This is a genomic window from Pseudoalteromonas sp. KG3 (genome assembly GCF_030436385.1).
Lineage (GTDB): Bacteria > Pseudomonadota > Gammaproteobacteria > Enterobacterales > Alteromonadaceae > Pseudoalteromonas > Pseudoalteromonas prydzensis.
The window spans coordinates 612,338-632,652 of sequence record NZ_CP098523.1 but is presented as its reverse complement, the minus strand read 5'-3'; the positions used below and the strand labels follow the sequence as shown (position 1 = coordinate 632,652).

Genomic DNA, 20,315 nt, shown 5'->3' with positions numbered 1-20,315 from the left:
CTTTCAATCGTAGCGGTCTTTGTTTAATACATTTAAAGAGACTAGACTGCTACGATGAATACATTACTCACACTCTATAAAACGTTCCTACAAAAAATAGCTTTGCTTGATGGTATCCCAGCTTTGTTATTTAGACTCATACTCGCGCCCGTTATGATCATCGCGGGTTATAACAAGCTAAATATCAGTGGTGACGTTAATGGCTTTTTTGAATTTTTTCTAGCTGCTCCCGATGTGGTTGCTTGGTTTGGCAACCCAGATTGGGGCCTCGGCCTGCCATTTCCTGATTTACTGGCTTTTTTAGCTGGCTGGAGTGAATTTCTCGGGGGCTGGCTGCTCTTGCTAGGTTTATTAACTCGCCTAGTAAGTATTCCACTTATGTTTACTATGGTTGTTGCTGCAACGTCTGTACATTGGCATAACGGCTGGTTTGCGATTGCGCCGACAGATCCAGATACCAGTGCTGCTCAAGTACTCGATTGGTTAGCTGTCCCCGGTGCCAAAGAAAGCCTTGAAAACTCCCTTGCAGTAAAAGAACGAATTGAGAAAATTCGTGGCATTGTAGAAGAGCATGGTTTCCCAGATTATCTATATGAGAAGGGTAAACCGTCTATTTTAAATAATGGCATTGAATTTTCAGCAATTTACTTTGCAATGCTCTTGAGCTTATTTTTCACCGGTGGTGGGCGCTTTGTCAGTATTGATTATTGGTTACGACGAAAAATTGAATAACCAAAGCGTAAGTAGAAAGTTTGCCGACGCGGCAAACTTTCTACTTTTCTAACTTTCTCAGTGATCCCTAACAATGCTATGCTAGCTTCTTTTTTCAAGTAGAGAATTGCTATGGACGCTATTGAGCTGTTATTAACTCGTCAATCTGATCCCAAACTCAGTTTCCCAGGACCCAATCAAGCGCAATTAGAGAACATTAAAAAAGCCGCATTAAAAGTCCCTGATCATGGTGGCTTAGCGCCGTGGCAATTTTTTATCGTAGAAGAGGCAGGGCGAGAACGCTTAGGCGAAATTTATTATCAAAGTGCTATTGCAGAACAACAAGATGAAAAAACCATTAGTCGCGCAAAAGAATTAACGCAACGAGCACCGATGATTATTATTGCGGTGGCAAAATATCAAGCGCACCCAAAAGTTCCTCGCATTGAACAAGTACAAAGTGCAGGTTGTGCTGTATTTGCAATGCAGCAGGCTGCCTTTGCACAAGGGTTGGCGGGTATCTGGCGTACTGGTTACTTTGCTCAAAGCGCGGCAGTAAAAAAGGCGCTCGGGCTTGCTGAGCAAGACGAAATAGTGGGTTATCTATATCTAGGTACAGCTGTTGTTGATTGCACTAAGCCTGCGCGGCATAAGGCAGACGACTTTTTTAGTGTGTTATAAATATAAAATGAACTTGTTGGCGCTATCACAGTCATACTAGATTAAGGTTGCTTTTGCTAACTTTGCTTAGCTAAACGTTGGCTGTGAGAAGCGCTAGGATGCAAGTAATTATTCTTCGACGGTTTGTTTTTTAATCTGTTATTTTTTGTTACTGTATGGAATGTCTTATAACAATAACGATAAAAAAGACGAGAACAATGGGAAATTTATTTTTACGTGAAAAAGAAAAATGGCTTACTTGGTCTTTATGGGGTTTTGTAGGTGCTGTAATCACTCTATACACCGCATTTAGTACGCATACTCCTCATCTAATCGCAATGTCATCAATAGGTATCGTCGTTATATTAGCATGGTGGATGCAACGTACTAGACGATTTGATTTTGGTAGAGCATTCAAAGTGTGCTTTTATGTATTAGTGCTGAGTATTTTGCCTGCCTTTATATTGGTTTTAGTGCCAAGTGATGATCTCAATCGTTATGACTTAATCTTTCAAGGTTTAAGCTTTGTGACTTTTAGCTTGTTAGTGTGCTTATTATGTTCGTGGATCGCAAAGCGCCCAAAACAGTATTATTGAGTTATTTTTAGCCTTTATAGAGTTATCGCTGCAATTAATTTTAATTTTTTACTTTTAGGGCTTTACAACAAGGCGAGTAACCCCTATTATCCGCGCCGTACGGAGAGATGGCAGAGTGGTCGAATGCACCGGTCTTGAAAACCGGCATGGGTTTGTAGCCCATCTAGGGTTCAAATCCCTATCTCTCCACCATATTTAAAAAGCCGCCTTATGGGCGGCTTTTTGCTATCTGGAGTTTACTATGACAGAACAAAACCAATTAAGTACAACTCAGCGAGTACTCAAACATGTGTTGTTATGGAGTGTATTTGGCTACTGTTATCACAGTGCAATCAATTTACTGGTTAAGATGGCTATTGATTCACAACCAGAGCAGGTATTAGTGACTGCAACGGCGTATTGCTTAGGATTTAATATTTTATCTGCCCATTTGATCACCAAATACGATAAACATTGGCCTGAAATAGCAGCAATTTATATCGGCGTATTTGGCTTATTAGTAGTTCCATTGATACTCGTTGGTTCGCACGCATTGCTGAGTCGGCCATTACTCGCTGGTATTTTAATCAGCTTGCCGGTATTTACTTTCGCGATGCGCTTTATTAAGGGAAAACTCCTTAAAAACTAATCCTAAAGAAGCCCAAAAGGGCTTTTTTTTATGATAGCATAGGCGCGTCTTTTAACTGATACCAACGCTTTTAAGGTTGGTATAAACAAAACGTGAAACACATTATGTCAGATAATTTTACTACAGATGCTGAAAAAGCAAGTTACGGTATTGGCTTACAAATGGGGGAGCAACTAAAAGCAAATCCATTCGAAGGTTTAAACTTAAATTCAGTATTTGCAGGCATGAAAGATGCTTATACAGGTGGTGATTTCCAAGTTGAGATCCCTGAGATCCAAGCGGCTTTCGAAAAAATCAACACTGAAATTCAAGCTCGTCGTGAAGAAGAAGCTAAAGTATTAGCAGCTGAAGGCATTGCGTTCTTAGAAGAAAATGCAAAACGTACTGAAATCACGGTTACTGAGTCTGGTCTTCAATACGAAGTACTTGCAACAGGTGAAGGCGAAAAGCCAACTGCAGAGTCTACAGTTCGCGTTGATTATCACGGTACACTTATCAACGGTACTGTTTTTGATAGCTCTTATGAGCGCGGCCAGCCTGCTGAATTCCCAGTCGGTGGCGTTATCAAAGGTTGGACGGAAGCGTTACAAATGATGCCAGTAGGCACTAAATGGCGTATTTATGTTCCTCATGAGCTTGCTTATGGTGAACGTGGTGCCGGTGCTGCGATTGCACCTTTCTCGACGCTTGTATTTGATGTTGAGTTACACGCTATTCTTTAATAGTTATTTACTTTTTAAGTAAATAAAAAAGCCACCTTAAGATGATTAAGGTGGCTTTTTTTATACTTGTGTTACGGTAAATTAAAAGTAACCACGAACACCGAGTCTAAAGTTTCGCCCTGGTAATGGCGCTTGATCTTTAATGAAGGAACTGTGTACAAAACCTAATTCATCGGTGATGTTATCAATGTTGATATAAAACTGCGTATCGACAGGGCCAACAGTTAATTGATAATTTGCTTGTGCATCAAATAATGTGTAACCATCAGTCGCCGTTTCATAGGCTGTAATGTCATTTTGCTCAAAGTAGTGAGTGCCCGTTAAGCTAAATTGCCAATCACTAATAGTATATTGTAATTCAGAGCCTAATTTGTTCGCTGGAATACGCGGCAAATTACCTTCGTCATCAGCAAGTTTCGCGGTTGTTGAATCACCAAATAGTTTAACCATGGCATTGGCGTTAAGTTGATAATGTGCGTCAAACTCTATTCCGTATAATTTTGCATCTTTACTAACAAATTGATAAACCGCCATGCCATCGTCGTGGCCAGGCTCTGCTGTTTCAAGGCCGTGCTCTTCATCAAAGATTAACCCTGTGTTTTGCTGATAGTAAAAGTTTTCAATGTCGTTATAGAAAAAGTTAACGGTATAACCAAAATCACCGCTAAAGCGTCTAAAGCCAAAATCAATATTGGTTGATGTTTCTTGTTTGATATTTTCTGGTTCAAAGTGAATTTCACCGTCTTCTATCACGTAGCCTAAACCTAGTTCATAGGTGCCAGTCGCAATATGCACACCATTTGAAAGTAGCTCTGCAGATAATGGAGCACGCTCAGAATGTGACACGCTAAGAGACACGCTTTGACCTGGCGTATATTGCCAAATTGCGCCAGCTGAAGCGCTTAGGTTAGTAAAACTTTTACTGTAAGCCGTTAGCTCATTTCCGTGCTCATCAGCATGCTCTTCATGGTCATGGTCATGCGCTGAAGTATCGACGTTACTATCAATATTATAATCTTCTAAACGAGCACCAAGTTCCACAGTTACGTCGCCAAACTGTTGCTCTTCTAAAATAAACAATGCATTAGTCGTGGTTTTACTTGCAGGTGTAAAGGCTTCTTCACCATCAGCATCATAATTAGACTCGCTAAAGTGGTAGCCCGCCATCCCATGCCAGTTCCCCAGTTTATGCTCAACATTAAAACGTGCTTCAGTGGTTTCATTACTAAAGATTGTACCAATCGCGCCATCTTCAATTTCAGCATGGCGATAGTCAGTATAACCAAGACGTAAATTAATGGTTTCAATCCAATTGTTATGTAACGCATAGCTCATTAGGCCTTGCCAACGATCTTGCTCTACACGCGCATAAACAGCTTCTTCTTCACCTTCTTCATGGGCATGTTCGTGCTCATGTTCATGCCCGTGTTCATGGCTATGGGCTGGAATACCGTAATCTGTTTCTATACGACCATAAGAGACGCCTAACGTTAAATGTTCGCCTACATAGCTAGTACCAAAGTTTACGGTTTGGCTATCAATAAAGGTATTTTTAACAGACGTAGCTGTTTCATGCTCTTCTTCGTCATGGCCTTCATGATCTTCGTGCTCTTCCTCAGGTAAGTTAAAACGCGGAGTTTGGTAGTCATCACCAGTGCGTTTAGTGCCATCAAAATGAAAATTAAAGTTGTTATGACCTGTTTCAAGCTTGGCAGCATAGGTGTTGGCGTTTGATACTGTATCGTGGCTGTATTCAACTGCGCCAGTTAGTTGTTCGATGTTATCAGTTGGAATACGGTTATCAACCACATTAACAACACCGCCGATTGCACCAGAGCCATAAAGTAAAGTCGCAGGACCACGTAGGACTTCAATCTGTTCAGCAGCTAGGCTGTCATTAGAAGTGGCGTGATCTGGGCCAATTCTAGATGCATCGCTGCTGTCTAAACCATTTTGAGTGATTTTCACGCGGGGGCCATCTAAGCCTCGGATTATAGGGCTCGAAGAAACAGGGCCAAAATAGCTGGCATTAACGCCTGGTAGACCTTTTAAAGTTTCGCCTAATGTTGGTTTTGCTTTATTTCGTAGTTCATCACCACTGAGAACGCTCACTGGTGAAATCATTTCTAAACTATTTTTATGCAGGGCAGAGGCGTATACCACCACCGTTTCAACAGAGGTTGGAATAAGGGTAACCTGTAATGCTGGGCTTGCTTCATTAACGGCAATGCGTGCATCAACATAATTATCTTTACTAATATGTAATTGACTATTAGCGTCTATATTAATACTAAACTGGCCGTTGTTATCAGTTTTTATTGTTTGAGCTTTACCGTGTACATGGACTTCGGCTTGGCTGATCGGTTGATTTTTGTCATCTAAAACTTGGCCTGTTACAACCGCGGCATGAGCAGAAAAAGAACTTAAAGCAGTGATAATTGCAGTGGATACTAAAGAATGTCGGATCATGGTTACTACATCGTGGTTATTATGTTGTGATATAATATAACACCATCATTTGTGCCGATCAATAATGTTATACCATAACTTTAAAATAAACACATTTTCATTAGTAAGCGCTATACTGAAGTAGAAATAATCACTAGTTTGGTGAATGTTATGTCTGATAAAGCCCGGATCTTTAAAGCTCGATTTAGCATTGCAGATTTGCGTCAGCAGCGTAATCATCAAGAGGTATTTACCACCGCTTTAACAAAAAACGAAACGCTCGAGCATTTTGTTTTAAAACTAGTAGGGTATTGCCTTTTATCTTACGACAGCCATGCGGTGCTAAATAAACTCTCAGATAGGCTGCAACCAGATGTCGGTATCCAAGCACTGGATGAGCATTATAAAACGTGGTTAAGTGTCGATCAGCCTAATCTTGATCAACTGCTAAAAATAGCGAAGCAAGTTGACGAATTATTAGTCCTAACGATTAGTAATAGTCAGTGGCTAATTGAGTCAGAGGCACGCTTAAAGTTATTTGCAAATAGCCATATTATCGAAATTGATCAGCAGTTTGTTGATGATATTCAAATGGATTTAACGCGCAGTTTAAATTGGGATGTCATTATCGATGAGAGTAGTTTAATGATCAGTGATAAAGTACATTGCTATGCAACCAAACAATTTGAGTGGCACTAATAGCAATCGATTTAAATATTTACCTATATTCTAGCGGGTTTATTTAAAGCTCAGTGTAATATCGCCATCGGGTTTGCAGCAGCACAGTAGCACTTCTCCATCACGCACAAATGCAAGCGGCTCTTCATTATAAATCACTTTCCCTTCGCTAAGTGTTGCACGGCACGCACCACAGTAGCCTTCTCGGCATTGAAAAGGGATATCATATTGCTGTTGTTCAAGGCAGTCTAAGAGGGAATGGCAGCCAGTGTTAAATTCCACACACTGGCTGTTATCTGCAAAGTGAACCTTTGCAGTCTTGTTGGTGCTCATTAGAGATCAAAGTCACCAAAGTCAGCAGCATCAACTTGCGAATCAATTTGACCAACAAGGTAAGAGCTGATCTCAGCTTCTTGAGGCGCAACTTGTACATTGTCAGATACTAACCATGAGTTGATCCATGGAATAGGGTTACTGCTGGTTTTGAATTGCGTTGGTAAGCCTACCGCACTCATACGTGCATTAGTAATGTACTCAACGTATTGACACAAAATATCTTTGTTTAAGCCAATCATTGAACCATCTTTAAACAAGTATTCAGCCCATTCTTTTTCTTGCTCAGCGGCATCGACAAACATTTTGATTGCTTCTTCACGACATTGCGCCGCAACGATCGCCATTTCTGGATCGTCTTTACCATCTTGCATAATGTTGAGAATGTGCTGTGTGCCTGATAGGTGAAGGGCTTCATCACGGGCGATCAGCTTGATGATTTTTGCGTTGCCTTCCATTAATTCACGCTCTGCAAATGCAAATGAACAGGCGAAGCTAACATAAAAGCGGATGGCTTCAAGAATGTTGACTGACATCATGGCAAGGTATAACAGCTTTTTAAGTTCAAATAAGCTGATATGAACCGTTTCACCGTTAAGAGTATGCTTGCCTTCACCGTACAAGTTATACACGGCAACTTTATTGATTAATTCATCGTAATATTTAGTGACGGCATCAGCACGTTCGCTGATCTTGTCGTTACTCACGATATCATCAAAAATAAGTTCAGGTGATTGCGTTACATTACGAATGATATGCGTGTACGAGCGACTATGAATCGTTTCACTAAACGCCCAGGTCTCAATCCAAGTTTCAAGCTCAGGAATTGATACGATTGGCAATAATGCCACATTCGGTGAACGTCCTTGCACACTATCAAGTAATGTTTGATATTTTAAGTTACTTAAAAAGATATGCTTTTCGTGATCTGGCAACGCTTGGAAGTCTAAGCGGTCTTTGCTTACATCAACTTCTTCAGGGCGCCAAAAGAACGACAATTGCTTTTCAATTAACTTTTCAAAAATAGGGTACTTCTGTTGATCATAACGCGATACGTTAACGGTTTGGCCGAAAAACATCGGTTCTTGTAATTGGTTGTTATGGTTTCGGCTAAAAGTAGTATAAGACATAAGATCACTCAAAAAACGAACAGGACAAAGCGGGCTTAAGGCCCGCTTGCAATTTATATTTATTATCGATTAGATTTTACACGCGCCGCCTGCACAATCATCATCTTCCACTTCAGGTGTGTCATCTTGTGCATCAGATGCGCCATCGCGGGTGTTGTGATAGTAAAGGGTCTTAACGCCAAGTTTATAAGCGCCCAATAAGTCTTGTAGTAAAACCTTCATCGGTACTTTACCACCTTCAAACTTATTTGGGTCGTAGTTAGTATTTGCAGAGATTGTTTGATCAACAAACTTTTGCATTATACCAACAAGCTCTATGTAACCTTTATTTGATGGGATATCCCACAATAATTCATAGTTATCTTTTAAACGCTCATACTCAGGAACAACCTGTTTTAAAATACCATCTTTACTGGCTTTAACACTGATATGACCGCGCGGTGGCTCAATACCATTGGTTGCATTAGAAATTTGCGACGATGTTTCAGAAGGCATCAATGCAGATAACGTTGAGTTACGCATACCATGCTCTTTAATATTGGCACGTAATGTATCCCAATCTAAATGCAGTGGCTCATCACAAATTTTGTCTAAATCACGCTTGTAAGTATCAGTCGGCATAATGCCTTGTGAGTATGTGGTTTCGTTAAATTTAGGGCACGCACCACGCTCTTTAGCAAGCTCATTCGACGCTTTCATCAAGTAATATTGAATCGCTTCGAAGGTCTTATGCGTTAATGCATTGGCACTGCCATCAGAATAACGCTTACCATTTTTAGCTAAGTAATAAGCGTAGTTGATAACACCGATACCTAAAGTACGACGACCCATAGTTGCATTATGTGCAGCAGGAACAGGGTAGTCTTGGAAATCTAATAAGTTATCTAAGGCACGTACCGCAAGCTCTGCTAATTCTTCAAGCTCATCCAGTGACTCAATCGCACCTAAGTTAAATGCCGATAGCGTACAAAGGGCGATTTCGCCTTCTTCGTCATTGACATTGCTAAGCGGTTTTGTCGGTAAAGCAATTTCTAAACATAAGTTAGATTGACGAATTGGCGCAACTTTAGCAATAAACGGGCTATGTGTATTACAGTGATCGACATTTTGTAAATAAATACGACCTGTGCTGGCACGCTCTTGTGCAAACATTGAGAACAATTCAATGGCTTTAATACGCTTTTTACGAATTGATTCATCTTGCTCGTATTGTACGTAAAGACGATCGAATTCATCTTGATCTTCAAAAAATGCATCGTAAAGACCTGGAACGTCTGATGGGCTAAATAAGGTGATGTAATCATCTTTAATTAAGCGCGCGTACATTAGTTTATTAAACTGCACACCGTAATCTAAGTGACGCACGCGGTTATCATCAACACCACGGTTGTTTTTAAGTACGAGTAAGTTTTCTACTTCTAAATGCCACAGTGGATAGAAAAGGGTCGCTGCACCGCCGCGCACACCACCTTGCGAACAGCTTTTAACCGCTGTTTGAAAGTGCTTATAAAAAGGAATACAACCGGTGTGATACGCTTCGCCATTGCGAATAGGGCTACCAAGTGCACGAATACGGCCCGCATTAATACCAATACCTGCACGTTGTGATACGTATTTTACAATCGCAGAAGAAGTCGCGTTGATTGAATCTAGGCTATCACCACATTCAATTAGTACACATGAGCTGAATTGACGAGTAGGCGTACGTACCCCCGCCATGATTGGCGTAGGTAATGAAATTTTAAACATTGATACCGCATCATAAAAACGTTTGATGTAATCTAAACGTGTTTCTTTTGGGTAATCAGAGAACAAGCTTGCGGCAACAAGAATATATAAAAACTGTGCACTTTCATAAATTTTACCTGTGACGCGGTTTTGCACTAAATATTTGCCTTCAAGCTGCTTAACTGCGGCGTAGCTGAAGTTTAAATCGCGTGCGTGATCAAGGTATTCGTCTAGTTGATCAATTTCTTGCTCGGTGTAATCAGCAAGTAAGTGAGCATCGTAGCGCTTATCTTCTACCAGCTTAACAATGTGGTCGTATAAACGCGGCGGCTCAAACTGACCATAAGCTTTTTTACGTAAATGGAATACAGCTAAACGGGCGGCTAAATATTGGTAATCAGGTGATTCTTTTGAAATCTGATCAGCGGCTGCTTTAATAATCGTTTCATGGATGTCTTCAGTACGGATGCCATCGTAGAATTGGATGTGTGATTTTAGCTCAACTTGTGAGACAGACACATTATTTAGACCTTCGGCGGCCCAAGCAATAACGCGATGGATCTTATCTAAATCAAGTGACTCTTTACGGCCGTCACGTTTGCTTACAGATAGCTGTTGGTTCATAGTTTTGCCTGTATTCCTTGGGATATAAAATTTTTTAGTGACACATTTTTCTTAAAATAAATATTTTATTGTCATAAGACTGTTCTAGCGCGAATTTAATTGAATAACATTTAGCCACAACATCTGGTGTTCATCAAACTCTGGATCACAAGATAGTGTGGTATGCGATCATTTGCAAGGGGCATAAATGCCCCACATTGTGGATAACGTCGGGATAACACGTTTGTGTTAGTAGCCATTAACCTTTGACCATTTGATTAAAATGAAATTTATAAAAATCAACTGATGATCTATTAAATTTAACCATTTTAAAAATAAATTTAGGCTGCTTTTTTTATCAGCAAACAATGTGCAAAAAATAACACAATCACAATATATAGTGTTTAATTATTAGCAAGCCACTATATATGGTTAAATGCATCAATAGGTGACTGCCAATTAAAATCCGCTTGCCAGCCTAACGCTTCCTCTTCACTGGGGATATATCCCCACAATGCCGCTGCACTGTGCATGTTCGCGGCTTTAGCTGCGATAATGTCGCGCTCGGCATCACCTACATACAAACAGCGACTCGGGTCGACATCTAATAGTTGCGCTGTGTGAAGTAAAGGTAACGGTGAAGGTTTTGCCACGTTTAGTGTGTCACCACAGACAATGGCTTGCGCATCACTTAACTCACTGATGGCGGCAACTAAAGGGGTAGTCAGAAATTCCGGCTTGTTGGTCATGATCCCCCATTTGATCTGTTGCTGCTCAAGCGCAATTAATAATTGTGCGATACCCGTGAAGCATTGGCTATGAGTTGCAATATTATCAGCGTAGGCCGTGAGTAACTGTTGGCGCAAAGCATCTTGTTGCGGGTGGGTGGGCCACTGCTGGCCAAATCCCGCTTCTAGCAGTGCTACAGTGCCATTTGATGCCGCTGGGCGGTAAACATTGGCGCATACCGTAGGTTGATCATGTGCTGACAATACACTATTTAGCGCAGCACCAAGATCGTCTGCAGTATCAAGTAAGGTGCCATCAAGGTCGAAAATAAAAGCGTCGTAGTCGATTATGGGTGTTGCTGTGTTAAAACCAGCCATTACGCAAGTTTCTCAAAGTGAAGAATATAATTAACGCTCACATCGGTATTTAAGCTGTACTGCTTTGATAACGGGTTATAACTGAGCCCAGCACTTGCACGTACTTTTAATCCTGCTTGCTCTGCCCATGCAATGAGTTGCGCTGGTTTGATAAACTTTTTGTGGTCGTGTGTGCCTTCAGGCACCATCTTCAATAACTTCTCTGCACCAATAATGGCATACAAGTAGGCTTTAGGGGTTTTATTGAGTGTCGAAAAAAATACATCTGCGCCTGGTTTTGCTAATGCCGCCACTGCATGAATGATAGAAGCAGGATCTGGAACGTGCTCTAACATTTCCATACACGTAATAGTATCAAAGCGAGCAGGGTGTTCTTGCGCATATTGTTCGGCAGGCACTTTAATGTACTCTACCTTCACACCGGTTTCTAAACTATGCAATTTAGCAACGGTTAATGGTTCTTGGCCCATATCGATGCCAGTAACGTGTGCGCCCATTCGCGCCATACTTTCACTGAGTATGCCACCACCACAGCCTACATCGAGGGTTTCTTTATCAAATAAGCCGTTGGCTTTGTCGGCGATAAAATCTAATCGTAACGGGTTAATTTCATGAAGGGGTTTAAATTCCCCGTCGCGGTCCCACCATCGCTCGGCAATGGCTTCAAACTTTGCAATTTCTGCACTATCTACATTCTGATGTTCGGTCATAAAAAACTTCCTCGTCAATCTGAGGCCATTATATAGGGTGAAATTGATAAACCGCAAAGATTTAGCGCCTGTAAATTTAAATTAATTGTGGTAGCATGACTTGGTAATAATAACTAATATCCTCGCAAGCGCCCATATGCGGCACTTTGTGGGGAAATACTGAAGGAATGTGATATCAAATGACTGATTTCGCCAACGAAATTCTGCCAGTCAATATTGAAGACGAGTTAAAAAACTCCTACTTAGACTACGCGATGAGCGTAATCGTAGGACGAGCACTACCAGACGTACGTGATGGTTTAAAACCTGTTCACCGCCGCGTTTTGTTTGCTATGAACGAGCTTAATAATGATTGGAATAAGCCTTACAAAAAATCAGCCCGTGTGGTTGGTGACGTAATTGGTAAATACCATCCCCATGGCGATAGTGCAGTGTACGACACCATTGTACGTATGGCTCAGCCTTTCTCTTTACGTTACATGTTAGTTGACGGTCAAGGTAACTTCGGTTCAGTTGACGGTGACTCTGCAGCAGCAATGCGTTATACCGAAGTCCGTATGGCGAAAATGTCTCATGAGCTATTAGCAGATCTTGAGAAAGAGACGGTTGATTTTGTGCCTAACTACGATGGTACAGAACAAATTCCTGACGTATTACCAACTAAAGTACCTAACTTATTAGTGAACGGTTCTTCGGGTATTGCGGTAGGTATGGCAACCAACATTCCTCCTCATAACTTGACTGAAGTTGTGAATGGTTGTTTAGCACTTATTCAAAACCCAGATCTAACCATTCATGAATTAATGGATTATATTCCGGGCCCTGATTTTCCAACTGCGGCAATTATCAACGGTAAAAAAGGCATCGAACAAGCCTATTTAACAGGCCGTGGTAAAGTGTACATGCGTGCTCGCGCAGAAATTGAAGTCGACGAAAAGACCCATCGTGAGACGATTATCGTTCACGAAATCCCTTATCAAGTCAATAAAGCCCGCTTAATCGAAAAGATTGCTGAGCTTGTTAAAGATAAGAAGATTGAAGGTATTAGCGCATTACGTGATGAATCAGATAAAGACGGTATGCGTATCGTTATCGAGATCAAACGTGGTGACGTAGGCGAAGTGATCTTAAACAACCTATATGCACAAACTCAGTTACAAACTGTGTTTGGTATGAACATGGTTGCGTTAATTAATAATCATCCTAAGTGTTTCAACTTAAAAGAAATGCTTGAAGAGTTTATTATTCACCGCCGTGAAGTGGTAACCCGTCGTACGGTATTTGATTTACGCAAAGCCCGTGACCGCGCACACATGCTTGAAGGTTTAGCAATTGCACTTGCTAACATCGACCCAATTATCGAGCTTATTCGTAACTCACCAACACCTGCTGAAGCTAAAGTAGCACTAGCAAGTCGTCCGTGGGAATTAGGTAATGTGAAAGCCATGCTTGAAAAAGCAGGTGAAGCAAACGTTGCACGTCCTGACTGGTTAGCCGATGATTTAGGTATCCGTGATGGTCAGTATTATATTTCTGAGCAACAAGCTCAAGCGATCCTTGACTTACGTCTACATAAGTTAACCGGTCTTGAGCATGAAAAAATTCTAAGCGAATACCAAACGTTATTAGATTTAATTGCCGAGCTTTTATATATTCTTGCTAATCCTGAGCGTTTAATGGAAGTTATCCGCGACGAGCTAGTCGAAATTAAAGAGCAATACGGTGATGAACGTCGTACTGAAATCAACGCCGCGGCTCATGATATTAGTCTTGAAGACTTGATCACAGAAGAAGACGTTGTAGTAACGCTTTCTCATGAAGGTTATGTGAAGTATCAGCCATTGTCTGATTACGAAGCACAGCGTCGTGGTGGTAAAGGTAAATCAGCAACCAAGATGAAAGATGAAGATTTCATCGAACGTCTATTGGTTGCTAATACGCACGATACAATCTTGTGTTTCTCAACGGCTGGTCGTTTATATTGGCTTAAAGTGTATCAATTACCACTGGCAAGTCGTGCAGCGCGCGGCAAACCAATTGTTAACTTGTTACCACTTGAAGCTGACGAACGTATTACTGCAATCTTGCCAGTACGTGAATATGAAGAAAACAAATACATCTTTATGGCTACGGCATTCGGTACCGTGAAGAAAACACCATTGACTGCGTATAGTCGTCAACGTGCTAGTGGTATTATTGCCGTTAACTTAAATGACGGTGATAGCCTAATTGGTGTTGATATCACTGATGGTAGCAACGAAATCATGCTCTTCACTGATGCTGGTAAAGTTGTTCGCTTTAAAGAAGCGGAAGAGTCACCTGTTTTAGATGAAAATGGCAACCCAGTACTTGATGAAAACGGTAATCCTGAAATCAAGTTCAAAGGTGTACGTCAAATGGGTCGTACTGCAACCGGTGTTCGCGGTATTAAGATGCCTGAAGGTCAACGAGTTGTATCGTTAATTGTACCTAAGACAGATGGTGCTATCTTAACTGTGACTGAAAACGGTTACGGTAAACGTACGTTGCTTGAAGACTACCCAGCGAAGAGCCGTGCGACTCAAGGTGTGGTATCAATCAAAGTGTCAGAACGTAACGGCGCAGTGGTTGGTGCAGTACAAGTTGATGAAAACGACGAAATCATGATTATTTCTAATCGTGGTACGCTTGTTCGAACGCGAGTTAAAGAAGTTTCTACTGTTGGGCGTAATACCCAAGGTGTTATTTTGATAAGAACTATTGACGAAGAGCAAGTAGTTGGTTTACAACGTATCGAAGAAATTGAAATCGATGAGCTTGAGGCTATTATCGAAGGCGAAAGCGTCGAAGTAGTCGAAACGGTTAATGATGAAACTGGTGATAATCCACCGGTTGAATAAACCAATATAAAGCGGCTTCGGCCGCTTTTTTTATACATAATTAAAAAGCAAAGTAATTACTGGAATGAGGAAAGGTAATGAGTAAATATAATTTTTGTGCAGGGCCTGCAATGTTGCCGCCAGCTGTAATGGAAAAGGCACAAAAAGAGTTTGTTGATTGGCAAGATTTAGGTGTCTCGGTGATGGAAATTAGTCACCGTAGTAAAGAGTTTTTAGCGCTCACCGCGAAGTGTGAAGCAAGCTTACGTCGACTAATGAATATTAGCGATGAATTTGAAGTGCTGTTTATGCACGGTGGCGGTCGTGGTCAGTTTGCTGCGGTGCCACTGAATTTACATGTTGATGGTAAAGCCGCTGTTTATTGTGAAAACGGTGTGTGGTCTAAAGGTGCAGTTGACGAAGCGGTAAAATTCACCACAGTCACTGAGCTTGATGTACGTAATGACACAAACGAGCAATTTTCTATCAAACCGGTCAGCGAATGGCAATTTCCAGCAGATCCGTCATACATCCATTATTGCCCAAATGAAACCATTGATGGCATAGAAGTATTTGATGTACCAAATCACCCAACAGCACCGATCGTTGCTGATATGTCATCTACAATTTTATCGCGTGAATTTGATGTTGATCAGTTTGATTTAATTTATGCCGGTGCGCAAAAAAACATTGGCCCATCAGGCCTTGCCATTGTGATCATTCGTAAAACCTTGCTTGAACGTGAAGGGGTCGCAAAACCAGGCATATTCGATTACGCACTCGAAGTAAAACAAGGCAGCATGTATAACACGCCACCGACATTTGCTTGGTATTTAGCGGCAGAAGTATTTGACTGGCTTGAGCAAAATGGTGGCGTAAAAGCCATGGAGCAGCAAAATATTGCTAAAGCAGAACTGCTTTACGGCTTTATTGATGAATCACCATTTTATAATAATAAAGTGGCAAAGCACTGTCGTTCACGTATGAATGTACCCTTTTGGCTAAACGATGAAAGCTTAAATGCAGCATTTTTAGCACAAGCAAAAGAAGCGGGTTTACTGGCACTTGAAGGGCATCGTATTGTTGGTGGTATGCGTGCGAGTATTTATAACGCCATGCCACTTGCTGGCGTACAAGCGTTAGTTGACTTTATGGCACAATTTGCCAAGGAGCACAGCTAATGGAACAGTTACGTTTAGAGCCGATTAGTAAGGTAAATGGCAGCGTTACGTTACCGGGATCAAAAAGTCTTTCTAACCGCATTTTACTATTAGCAGCCCTTGCTAAAGGGACTACTGTGGTCGAAAACCTACTCGATAGCGATGATATTCGCCACATGTTAGGTGCGCTTAAACAGTTAGGCGTACAGGTAAGTTTAAATGACGATAAAACGGTAGCCACAGTACAAGGCGTAGGCGGGCAGTTATTAACGCCATCAGAGCCGTTATTTTTAGGTAATGCAGGCACAGCTTATAGGCCACTTACTGCGGTACTTGCCGCCGTTAAAGGTGACTATGAATTAGTTGGTGAGCCACGTATGGAAGAGCGCCCAATTGGTCATCTAGTGGATGCTCTGCAAGCGCTAGGTGGTGACGTTCGTTATTTAAAAAATAAAGATTATCCGCCACTTAAAATTGTTGGCGGGCAAATAAACGGCGGCAACGTTGAAATTGATGGCAGTATCTCGAGCCAATTTTTAACAGCATTATTAATGGCTGCGCCGTTATTTAATGGCGATACCAACATCACCATTAAAGGCACTTTAGTTTCAAAGCCTTACATTGATATAACGCTAGATGTCATGGCCCGATTTGGTATCTCTGTCACACACGATGACTATAAAACCTTTACCGTGAAAGGTGCCCAGCAATACCAAGCTGTTGAGCGTATTATGGTTGAAGGGGATGCGTCATCGGCTTCTTATTTTGTTGCAGCTGCTGCAATTGCCGGCGGTGAAATAGAAATAAAAGGCGTTGGTGCAAAATCAGTCCAAGGTGATATCGGGTTTGCCAAAGTCATGGAGCAGGTCGGTGCTAAGATTGATTGGTATGACGAGCGCTTAGTGGTACGTAAAGGCCAATTGAAAGGCGTTGATATCGACGCAAACGCCATTCCTGATGCGGCAATGACCCTTGCAACTGTGGCGTTATTCGCCGATGGGCCAACGGCTATTCGCAATATTTACAATTGGCGCGTAAAAGAAACTGATCGCTTACATGCTATGGCCACCGAGCTTCGTAAAGTGGGCGCTGAGGTTGTAGAAGGTGAAGATTTCATCGAAATAACACCACCAAAACAGTTTAATGATGTGGCAATTGATACTTATGACGACCACCGCATCGCCATGTGTTTTGCCATGGTTGCAGTGGGCGGTAAGCCTATTACCATTAACGATCCTAAGTGTACATATAAAACATTTCCAACGTTTTTCAATGTACTAGCATCGGTTAGCCAATGAGCAACAGGGACTGAAATATAAAAAGTTACATACAAAAAGCGGATCTATTGCAATAAGTAACGTATAATGTCGCAGTTTAATTTTGGTGTGCATTGCAGGAGGTTTAAATGCAGGCGTTATTAATGCCGGTGATCACCGTTGATGGCCCAAGTGGTTCAGGTAAAGGAACTGTTTGTCGCTTGTTAGCCGAGAAATTGGGATGGGATGTACTGGACAGTGGCGCAATTTATCGCGTATTAGCACTGGCAGCATTGCACCATCAAATTGCACTAGACAACGAAGAGGCACTCGTGCCTTTAGCTGCGAACTTAGATGTGCAATTTTTAGTAGATAGTCAAACAAACGCTGGTAAAGTTATTCTTGAAGGCGAAGATGTATCAACAACAATTCGCAATGAAGAAGTAGGGGCCGCCGCGTCGAAAGTAGCAGCCTTACCACGTGTTAGAGAAGCATTATTACGTCGCCAACGTGCATTTCGTACTGAAAATGGCTTAATCGCCGATGGCCGTGATATGGGCACTGTGGTATTCCCAGATGCACCATTAAAAATTTATTTGACCGCCAGCGCAGATGAACGTGCGCGTAGACGATTTGTTGAGTTGAATGAACGCGGTCTTGATGTTACACTAAGTGGTCTATTAGAAGATATTCAAGCACGTGATGAGCGCGATATGAATCGTGCCGTTGCTCCGCTTGTACCAGCTGATGATGCCATTGAGCTCGATACTAGTGAGCTTAATGCGCAGCAAGTGTTTGATAAGGTTATGACTTTATTAGATGCCGCGATTGTCGAAGGTAAACTTCCAAAGCGACGATAAACTATTTATGCGCCAGCAGGATGCCAGTGCTATTTTAACAACCCCATGCAGCATGGTTGCTTATTGGTATTAATATATGAGACGTATATTCGTATGTCAGAAAATTTTGCGCAGTTATTTGAAGAAAGCTTAAAGGGTTTTGAAGCAGAGCAAGGCTCTATCGTTAAAGGTACAGTAATCTCAATCGAGAACAACATTGTACTTGTAGATGCTGGTCTTAAATCAGAAAGTGCTATCCCTGCAGAGCAGTTCAAAAATGCTGCTGGTGAACTAGAAGTTGCTGTTGGCGACGAAGTAGATGTTGCACTAGATGCAATCGAAGACGGTTTCGGTGAAACTATCCTTTCTCGTGAGAAAGCGAAGCGTCACGAAGCGTGGATCCGTCTTGAGAAAGCATGTGAAGAGCAAGAGACTGTTACTGGTGTTATCAACGGTAAAGTTAAAGGCGGTTTCACTGTTGAAGTTGATTCAATCCGTGCTTTCCTACCTGGTTCACTTGTTGATGTTCGTCCAGTACGTGACACAACTCACCTTGAAGGCAAAGAGCTTGAATTTAAAGTAATCAAGCTTGATCAAAAACGTAACAACGTTGTTGTTTCACGTCGTGCAGTTATCGAATCAGAGAACTCACAAGAGCGTGAAGAGCTTCTTGCTAACCTTGTTGAAGGTCAAGAAGTTAAAGGTATCGTTAAGAACCTTACTGACTACGGTGCATTCGTTGACCTTGGTGGTGTTGATGGTCTACTACACATTACTGATATGGCGTGGAAGCGTGTTAAGCACCCTTCAGAAATCGTTAATGTTGGCGACGAAATCGCAGTTAAAGTTCTTAAATTCGACAAAGATAAAACTCGTGTATCTCTAGGCCTTAAACAGCTTGGCGAAGATCCATGGGCAGCTATCGCTGGTCGTTACCCAGAAGGTTCTAAACTTTCTGGTCGTGTAACTAACCTTACTGATTACGGTTGCTTCGTAGAAATCGAAGAAGGCGTTGAAGGTCTAGTACACGTTTCTGAAATGGATTGGACTAACAAGAACATCCACCCTTCTAAAGTTGTTAGCTTAGGCGACACTGTTGAAGTTATGGTTCTTGAAATCGACGAAGAACGTCGTCGTATTTCTCTAGGTCTTAAGCAATGTATTGCTAATCCTTGGCAAGAATTTGCTCGTCTACAAAACAAAGGCGACCAAGTTACTGGTAAGATCAAATCAATCACTGACTTCGGTATCTTTATCGGTCTTGACGGTGGTATTGACGGTCTTGTACACCTTTCAGACATTTCTTGGAATACACCTGGCGAAGACGCTGTACGTGAATTCAAGAAAGGCGACGAAATCACTGCTATCGTATTGCAAGTTGACCCAGAGCGTGAACGTATCTCTCTAGGTGTTAAGCAAATCGAAGCTGACCCATTCAATAACTACCTTGATGCAAACAAAAAAGGTGCTATTGTTAAAGGTAAAGTGACTGAAGTTGATGCGAAAGGCGCAACTGTTGAACTTATCGAAGGCGTTGAAGGTTACATCCGTGTAGCTGATATCGCTCAAGAGCGCGTTGAAGATGCAACTACTGTTGTTTCTGTAGGCGACGAGATTGAAGTGAAATATGTTGGTGTTGATCGTAAGAACCGCACTTTAAGCCTTTCTGTTAAAGCTCTTTTCGAAGCAGAAGAGAAAGAAGTACTAGAAAAGCTTAAGAAAGAAGAGCCAGTGTTCGAAAACGCAATGGCAGCTGCATTCGCAAATGCACAAAAAGACTAATTAATCAGTCTTAATTGGAAGGGCAGTGTTGCCCTTCCTTTATCTCTTTTTAAGGAAACGTTATGACTAAGTCAGAATTGATAGAACAATTAGCCGAGCAACACGCACATGTACCTGTGAAAGATGTTGAAAATGCTGTTAAAGAAATTCTTGAACAAATGGCCGGCTCATTATCAAGCTCAGATCGCATTGAGATCCGTGGCTTTGGTAGTTTCTCACTACACTTTCGCTCACCACGCACAGGTCGTAATCCTAAGACTGGCGACACAGTTGAGCTTGAAGGTAAGCACGTACCACATTTTAAACCAGGCAAAGAGTTACGAGATCGCGTAAACGCGAGCATTGCCTAGTTATTTAGTTGGAGTAG

At 41.7% G+C, this 20,315-nt stretch carries 18 protein-coding genes and 1 tRNA gene; 13 read left to right on the top strand and 6 right to left on the bottom strand.

Translation table 11 applies throughout. The features are described from left to right. Nucleotides 1-54: 54 nt before the first annotated feature. From NDQ71_RS03170 to NDQ71_RS03145, 6 genes are all read left to right on the top strand, one after another. The gene (locus NDQ71_RS03170) at nucleotides 55-732 is read left to right on the top strand and encodes a DoxX family protein (RefSeq protein ID WP_301562252.1); all 678 of its coding nucleotides are present in this window, start codon (nucleotides 55-57) and stop codon (nucleotides 730-732) included. A gap of 111 nt (nucleotides 733-843) precedes the next feature. Next, nucleotides 844-1,392 carry an NAD(P)H nitroreductase gene (locus NDQ71_RS03165; protein ID WP_064666304.1) on the top strand — a complete coding sequence of 183 codons (549 nt, stop codon included), beginning with the start codon at nucleotides 844-846 and terminating at the stop codon, nucleotides 1,390-1,392. Nucleotides 1,393-1,589: 197 nt separating this feature from the next. Then, complete coding sequence (locus NDQ71_RS03160; RefSeq protein ID WP_064666303.1) at nucleotides 1,590-1,967, top strand: hypothetical protein; 378 nt, start codon at nucleotides 1,590-1,592, stop codon at nucleotides 1,965-1,967. Between the two features lie 101 nt (nucleotides 1,968-2,068). Further along, nucleotides 2,069-2,159, top strand: a tRNA-Ser gene (locus NDQ71_RS03155). Nucleotides 2,160-2,208: 49 nt separating this feature from the next. Further along, entirely contained in the window at nucleotides 2,209-2,595 is a 387-nt protein-coding gene (locus NDQ71_RS03150; protein ID WP_064666302.1) for a hypothetical protein, read from the top strand. 104 nt (nucleotides 2,596-2,699) lie between these two features. Next, nucleotides 2,700-3,317: an FKBP-type peptidyl-prolyl cis-trans isomerase gene (locus tag NDQ71_RS03145; RefSeq protein WP_192541941.1), complete on the top strand. Its 618-nt coding sequence runs from the start codon at nucleotides 2,700-2,702 to the stop codon at nucleotides 3,315-3,317. Nucleotides 3,318-3,398: 81 nt separating this feature from the next. Here the strand turns inward: NDQ71_RS03145 and NDQ71_RS03140 are convergent, their stop codons facing one another. Beyond that, nucleotides 3,399-5,786, bottom strand: a complete 2,388-nt coding sequence (locus tag NDQ71_RS03140) for a TonB-dependent receptor (RefSeq protein WP_301562251.1) — start codon at nucleotides 5,784-5,786, stop codon at nucleotides 3,399-3,401. A 150-nt stretch (nucleotides 5,787-5,936) separates the two neighbouring features. On the opposite strand from NDQ71_RS03140, the gene NDQ71_RS03135 reads away from it, so the two are divergent. Then, complete coding sequence (locus NDQ71_RS03135; protein WP_301562250.1) at nucleotides 5,937-6,464, top strand: YaeQ family protein; 528 nt, start codon at nucleotides 5,937-5,939, stop codon at nucleotides 6,462-6,464. A 39-nt stretch (nucleotides 6,465-6,503) separates the two neighbouring features. Here NDQ71_RS03135 and yfaE read toward each other — a convergent pair whose 3' ends face one another. The 5 genes from yfaE to ubiG all read right to left on the bottom strand — a co-directional run bounded on the left by yfaE (nucleotide 6,504) and on the right by ubiG (nucleotide 12,053). After that, nucleotides 6,504-6,776: a class I ribonucleotide reductase maintenance protein YfaE gene (gene yfaE / locus NDQ71_RS03130; RefSeq protein ID WP_064666298.1), complete on the bottom strand. Its 273-nt coding sequence runs from the start codon at nucleotides 6,774-6,776 to the stop codon at nucleotides 6,504-6,506. Continuing rightward, nucleotides 6,776-7,906, bottom strand: a complete 1,131-nt coding sequence (nrdB, locus tag NDQ71_RS03125) for a class Ia ribonucleoside-diphosphate reductase subunit beta (RefSeq protein ID WP_064666297.1) — start codon at nucleotides 7,904-7,906, stop codon at nucleotides 6,776-6,778. The genes yfaE and nrdB overlap by 1 nt, the downstream gene beginning before the upstream one ends. Nucleotides 7,907-7,975: 69 nt before the next feature. Further along, the gene (gene nrdA / locus NDQ71_RS03120; RefSeq protein WP_192541939.1) at nucleotides 7,976-10,258 is read right to left on the bottom strand and encodes a class 1a ribonucleoside-diphosphate reductase subunit alpha; all 2,283 of its coding nucleotides are present in this window, start codon (nucleotides 10,256-10,258) and stop codon (nucleotides 7,976-7,978) included. A 401-nt stretch (nucleotides 10,259-10,659) separates the two neighbouring features. Continuing rightward, nucleotides 10,660-11,343 carry an HAD family hydrolase gene (locus tag NDQ71_RS03115; RefSeq protein WP_301562249.1) on the bottom strand — a complete coding sequence of 228 codons (684 nt, stop codon included), beginning with the start codon at nucleotides 11,341-11,343 and terminating at the stop codon, nucleotides 10,660-10,662. After that, nucleotides 11,343-12,053 (bottom strand): bifunctional 2-polyprenyl-6-hydroxyphenol methylase/3-demethylubiquinol 3-O-methyltransferase UbiG, encoded by a 711-nt coding sequence (gene ubiG, locus NDQ71_RS03110; RefSeq protein WP_192541937.1) that lies wholly within the window; start codon nucleotides 12,051-12,053, stop codon nucleotides 11,343-11,345. Before ubiG ends, NDQ71_RS03115 begins: the two co-directional genes overlap by 1 nt. A gap of 179 nt (nucleotides 12,054-12,232) precedes the next feature. Here ubiG and gyrA point away from each other — a divergent pair, with 179 nt between their 5' ends. From gyrA to ihfB, 6 genes are all read left to right on the top strand, one after another. Next, nucleotides 12,233-14,932, top strand: a complete 2,700-nt coding sequence (gene gyrA, locus NDQ71_RS03105; protein ID WP_301562248.1) for a DNA topoisomerase (ATP-hydrolyzing) subunit A — start codon at nucleotides 12,233-12,235, stop codon at nucleotides 14,930-14,932. A gap of 77 nt (nucleotides 14,933-15,009) precedes the next feature. Then, complete coding sequence (gene serC, locus NDQ71_RS03100) at nucleotides 15,010-16,092, top strand: 3-phosphoserine/phosphohydroxythreonine transaminase (protein ID WP_301562247.1); 1,083 nt, start codon at nucleotides 15,010-15,012, stop codon at nucleotides 16,090-16,092. Beyond that, nucleotides 16,092-17,369 carry a 3-phosphoshikimate 1-carboxyvinyltransferase gene (gene aroA, locus NDQ71_RS03095; RefSeq protein WP_301562246.1) on the top strand — a complete coding sequence of 426 codons (1,278 nt, stop codon included), beginning with the start codon at nucleotides 16,092-16,094 and terminating at the stop codon, nucleotides 17,367-17,369. Before serC ends, aroA begins: the two co-directional genes overlap by 1 nt. Nucleotides 17,370-17,476: 107 nt before the next feature. Further along, entirely contained in the window at nucleotides 17,477-18,187 is a 711-nt protein-coding gene (cmk, locus tag NDQ71_RS03090; protein ID WP_064666290.1) for a (d)CMP kinase, read from the top strand. 93 nt (nucleotides 18,188-18,280) lie between these two features. Next, entirely contained in the window at nucleotides 18,281-19,948 is a 1,668-nt protein-coding gene (gene rpsA, locus NDQ71_RS03085; RefSeq protein ID WP_029216020.1) for a 30S ribosomal protein S1, read from the top strand. A 62-nt stretch (nucleotides 19,949-20,010) separates the two neighbouring features. Next, nucleotides 20,011-20,298: an integration host factor subunit beta gene (gene ihfB / locus NDQ71_RS03080; RefSeq protein ID WP_016707218.1), complete on the top strand. Its 288-nt coding sequence runs from the start codon at nucleotides 20,011-20,013 to the stop codon at nucleotides 20,296-20,298. The last annotated feature ends 17 nt before the right edge of the window (nucleotides 20,299-20,315 follow it).

Excerpts from the sequence above, each read along its gene's own strand:
- cmk (WP_064666290.1), top strand. The coding sequence starts at position 17,477 with ATGCAGGCGTTATTAATGCCGGTGATCACCGTTGATGGCCCAAGTGGT.
- ubiG (WP_192541937.1), bottom strand. The coding sequence starts at position 12,053 with ATGACCGAACATCAGAATGTAGATAGTGCAGAAATTGCAAAGTTTGAA.
- nrdB (WP_064666297.1), bottom strand. The coding sequence starts at position 7,906 with ATGTCTTATACTACTTTTAGCCGAAACCATAACAACCAATTACAAGAA.
- NDQ71_RS03165 (WP_064666304.1), top strand. The coding sequence starts at position 844 with ATGGACGCTATTGAGCTGTTATTAACTCGTCAATCTGATCCCAAACTC.
- rpsA (WP_029216020.1), top strand. The coding sequence starts at position 18,281 with ATGTCAGAAAATTTTGCGCAGTTATTTGAAGAAAGCTTAAAGGGTTTT.
- NDQ71_RS03160 (WP_064666303.1), top strand. The coding sequence starts at position 1,590 with ATGGGAAATTTATTTTTACGTGAAAAAGAAAAATGGCTTACTTGGTCT.
- yfaE (WP_064666298.1), bottom strand. The coding sequence starts at position 6,776 with ATGAGCACCAACAAGACTGCAAAGGTTCACTTTGCAGATAACAGCCAG.
- NDQ71_RS03170 (WP_301562252.1), top strand. The coding sequence starts at position 55 with ATGAATACATTACTCACACTCTATAAAACGTTCCTACAAAAAATAGCT.
- NDQ71_RS03140 (WP_301562251.1), bottom strand. The coding sequence starts at position 5,786 with ATGATCCGACATTCTTTAGTATCCACTGCAATTATCACTGCTTTAAGT.
- NDQ71_RS03135 (WP_301562250.1), top strand. The coding sequence starts at position 5,937 with ATGTCTGATAAAGCCCGGATCTTTAAAGCTCGATTTAGCATTGCAGAT.
- NDQ71_RS03145 (WP_192541941.1), top strand. The coding sequence starts at position 2,700 with ATGTCAGATAATTTTACTACAGATGCTGAAAAAGCAAGTTACGGTATT.
- serC (WP_301562247.1), top strand. The coding sequence starts at position 15,010 with ATGAGTAAATATAATTTTTGTGCAGGGCCTGCAATGTTGCCGCCAGCT.
- aroA (WP_301562246.1), top strand. The coding sequence starts at position 16,092 with ATGGAACAGTTACGTTTAGAGCCGATTAGTAAGGTAAATGGCAGCGTT.
- ihfB (WP_016707218.1), top strand. The coding sequence starts at position 20,011 with ATGACTAAGTCAGAATTGATAGAACAATTAGCCGAGCAACACGCACAT.
- gyrA (WP_301562248.1), top strand. The coding sequence starts at position 12,233 with ATGACTGATTTCGCCAACGAAATTCTGCCAGTCAATATTGAAGACGAG.
- nrdA (WP_192541939.1), bottom strand. The coding sequence starts at position 10,258 with ATGAACCAACAGCTATCTGTAAGCAAACGTGACGGCCGTAAAGAGTCA.
- NDQ71_RS03150 (WP_064666302.1), top strand. The coding sequence starts at position 2,209 with ATGACAGAACAAAACCAATTAAGTACAACTCAGCGAGTACTCAAACAT.
- NDQ71_RS03115 (WP_301562249.1), bottom strand. The coding sequence starts at position 11,343 with ATGGCTGGTTTTAACACAGCAACACCCATAATCGACTACGACGCTTTT.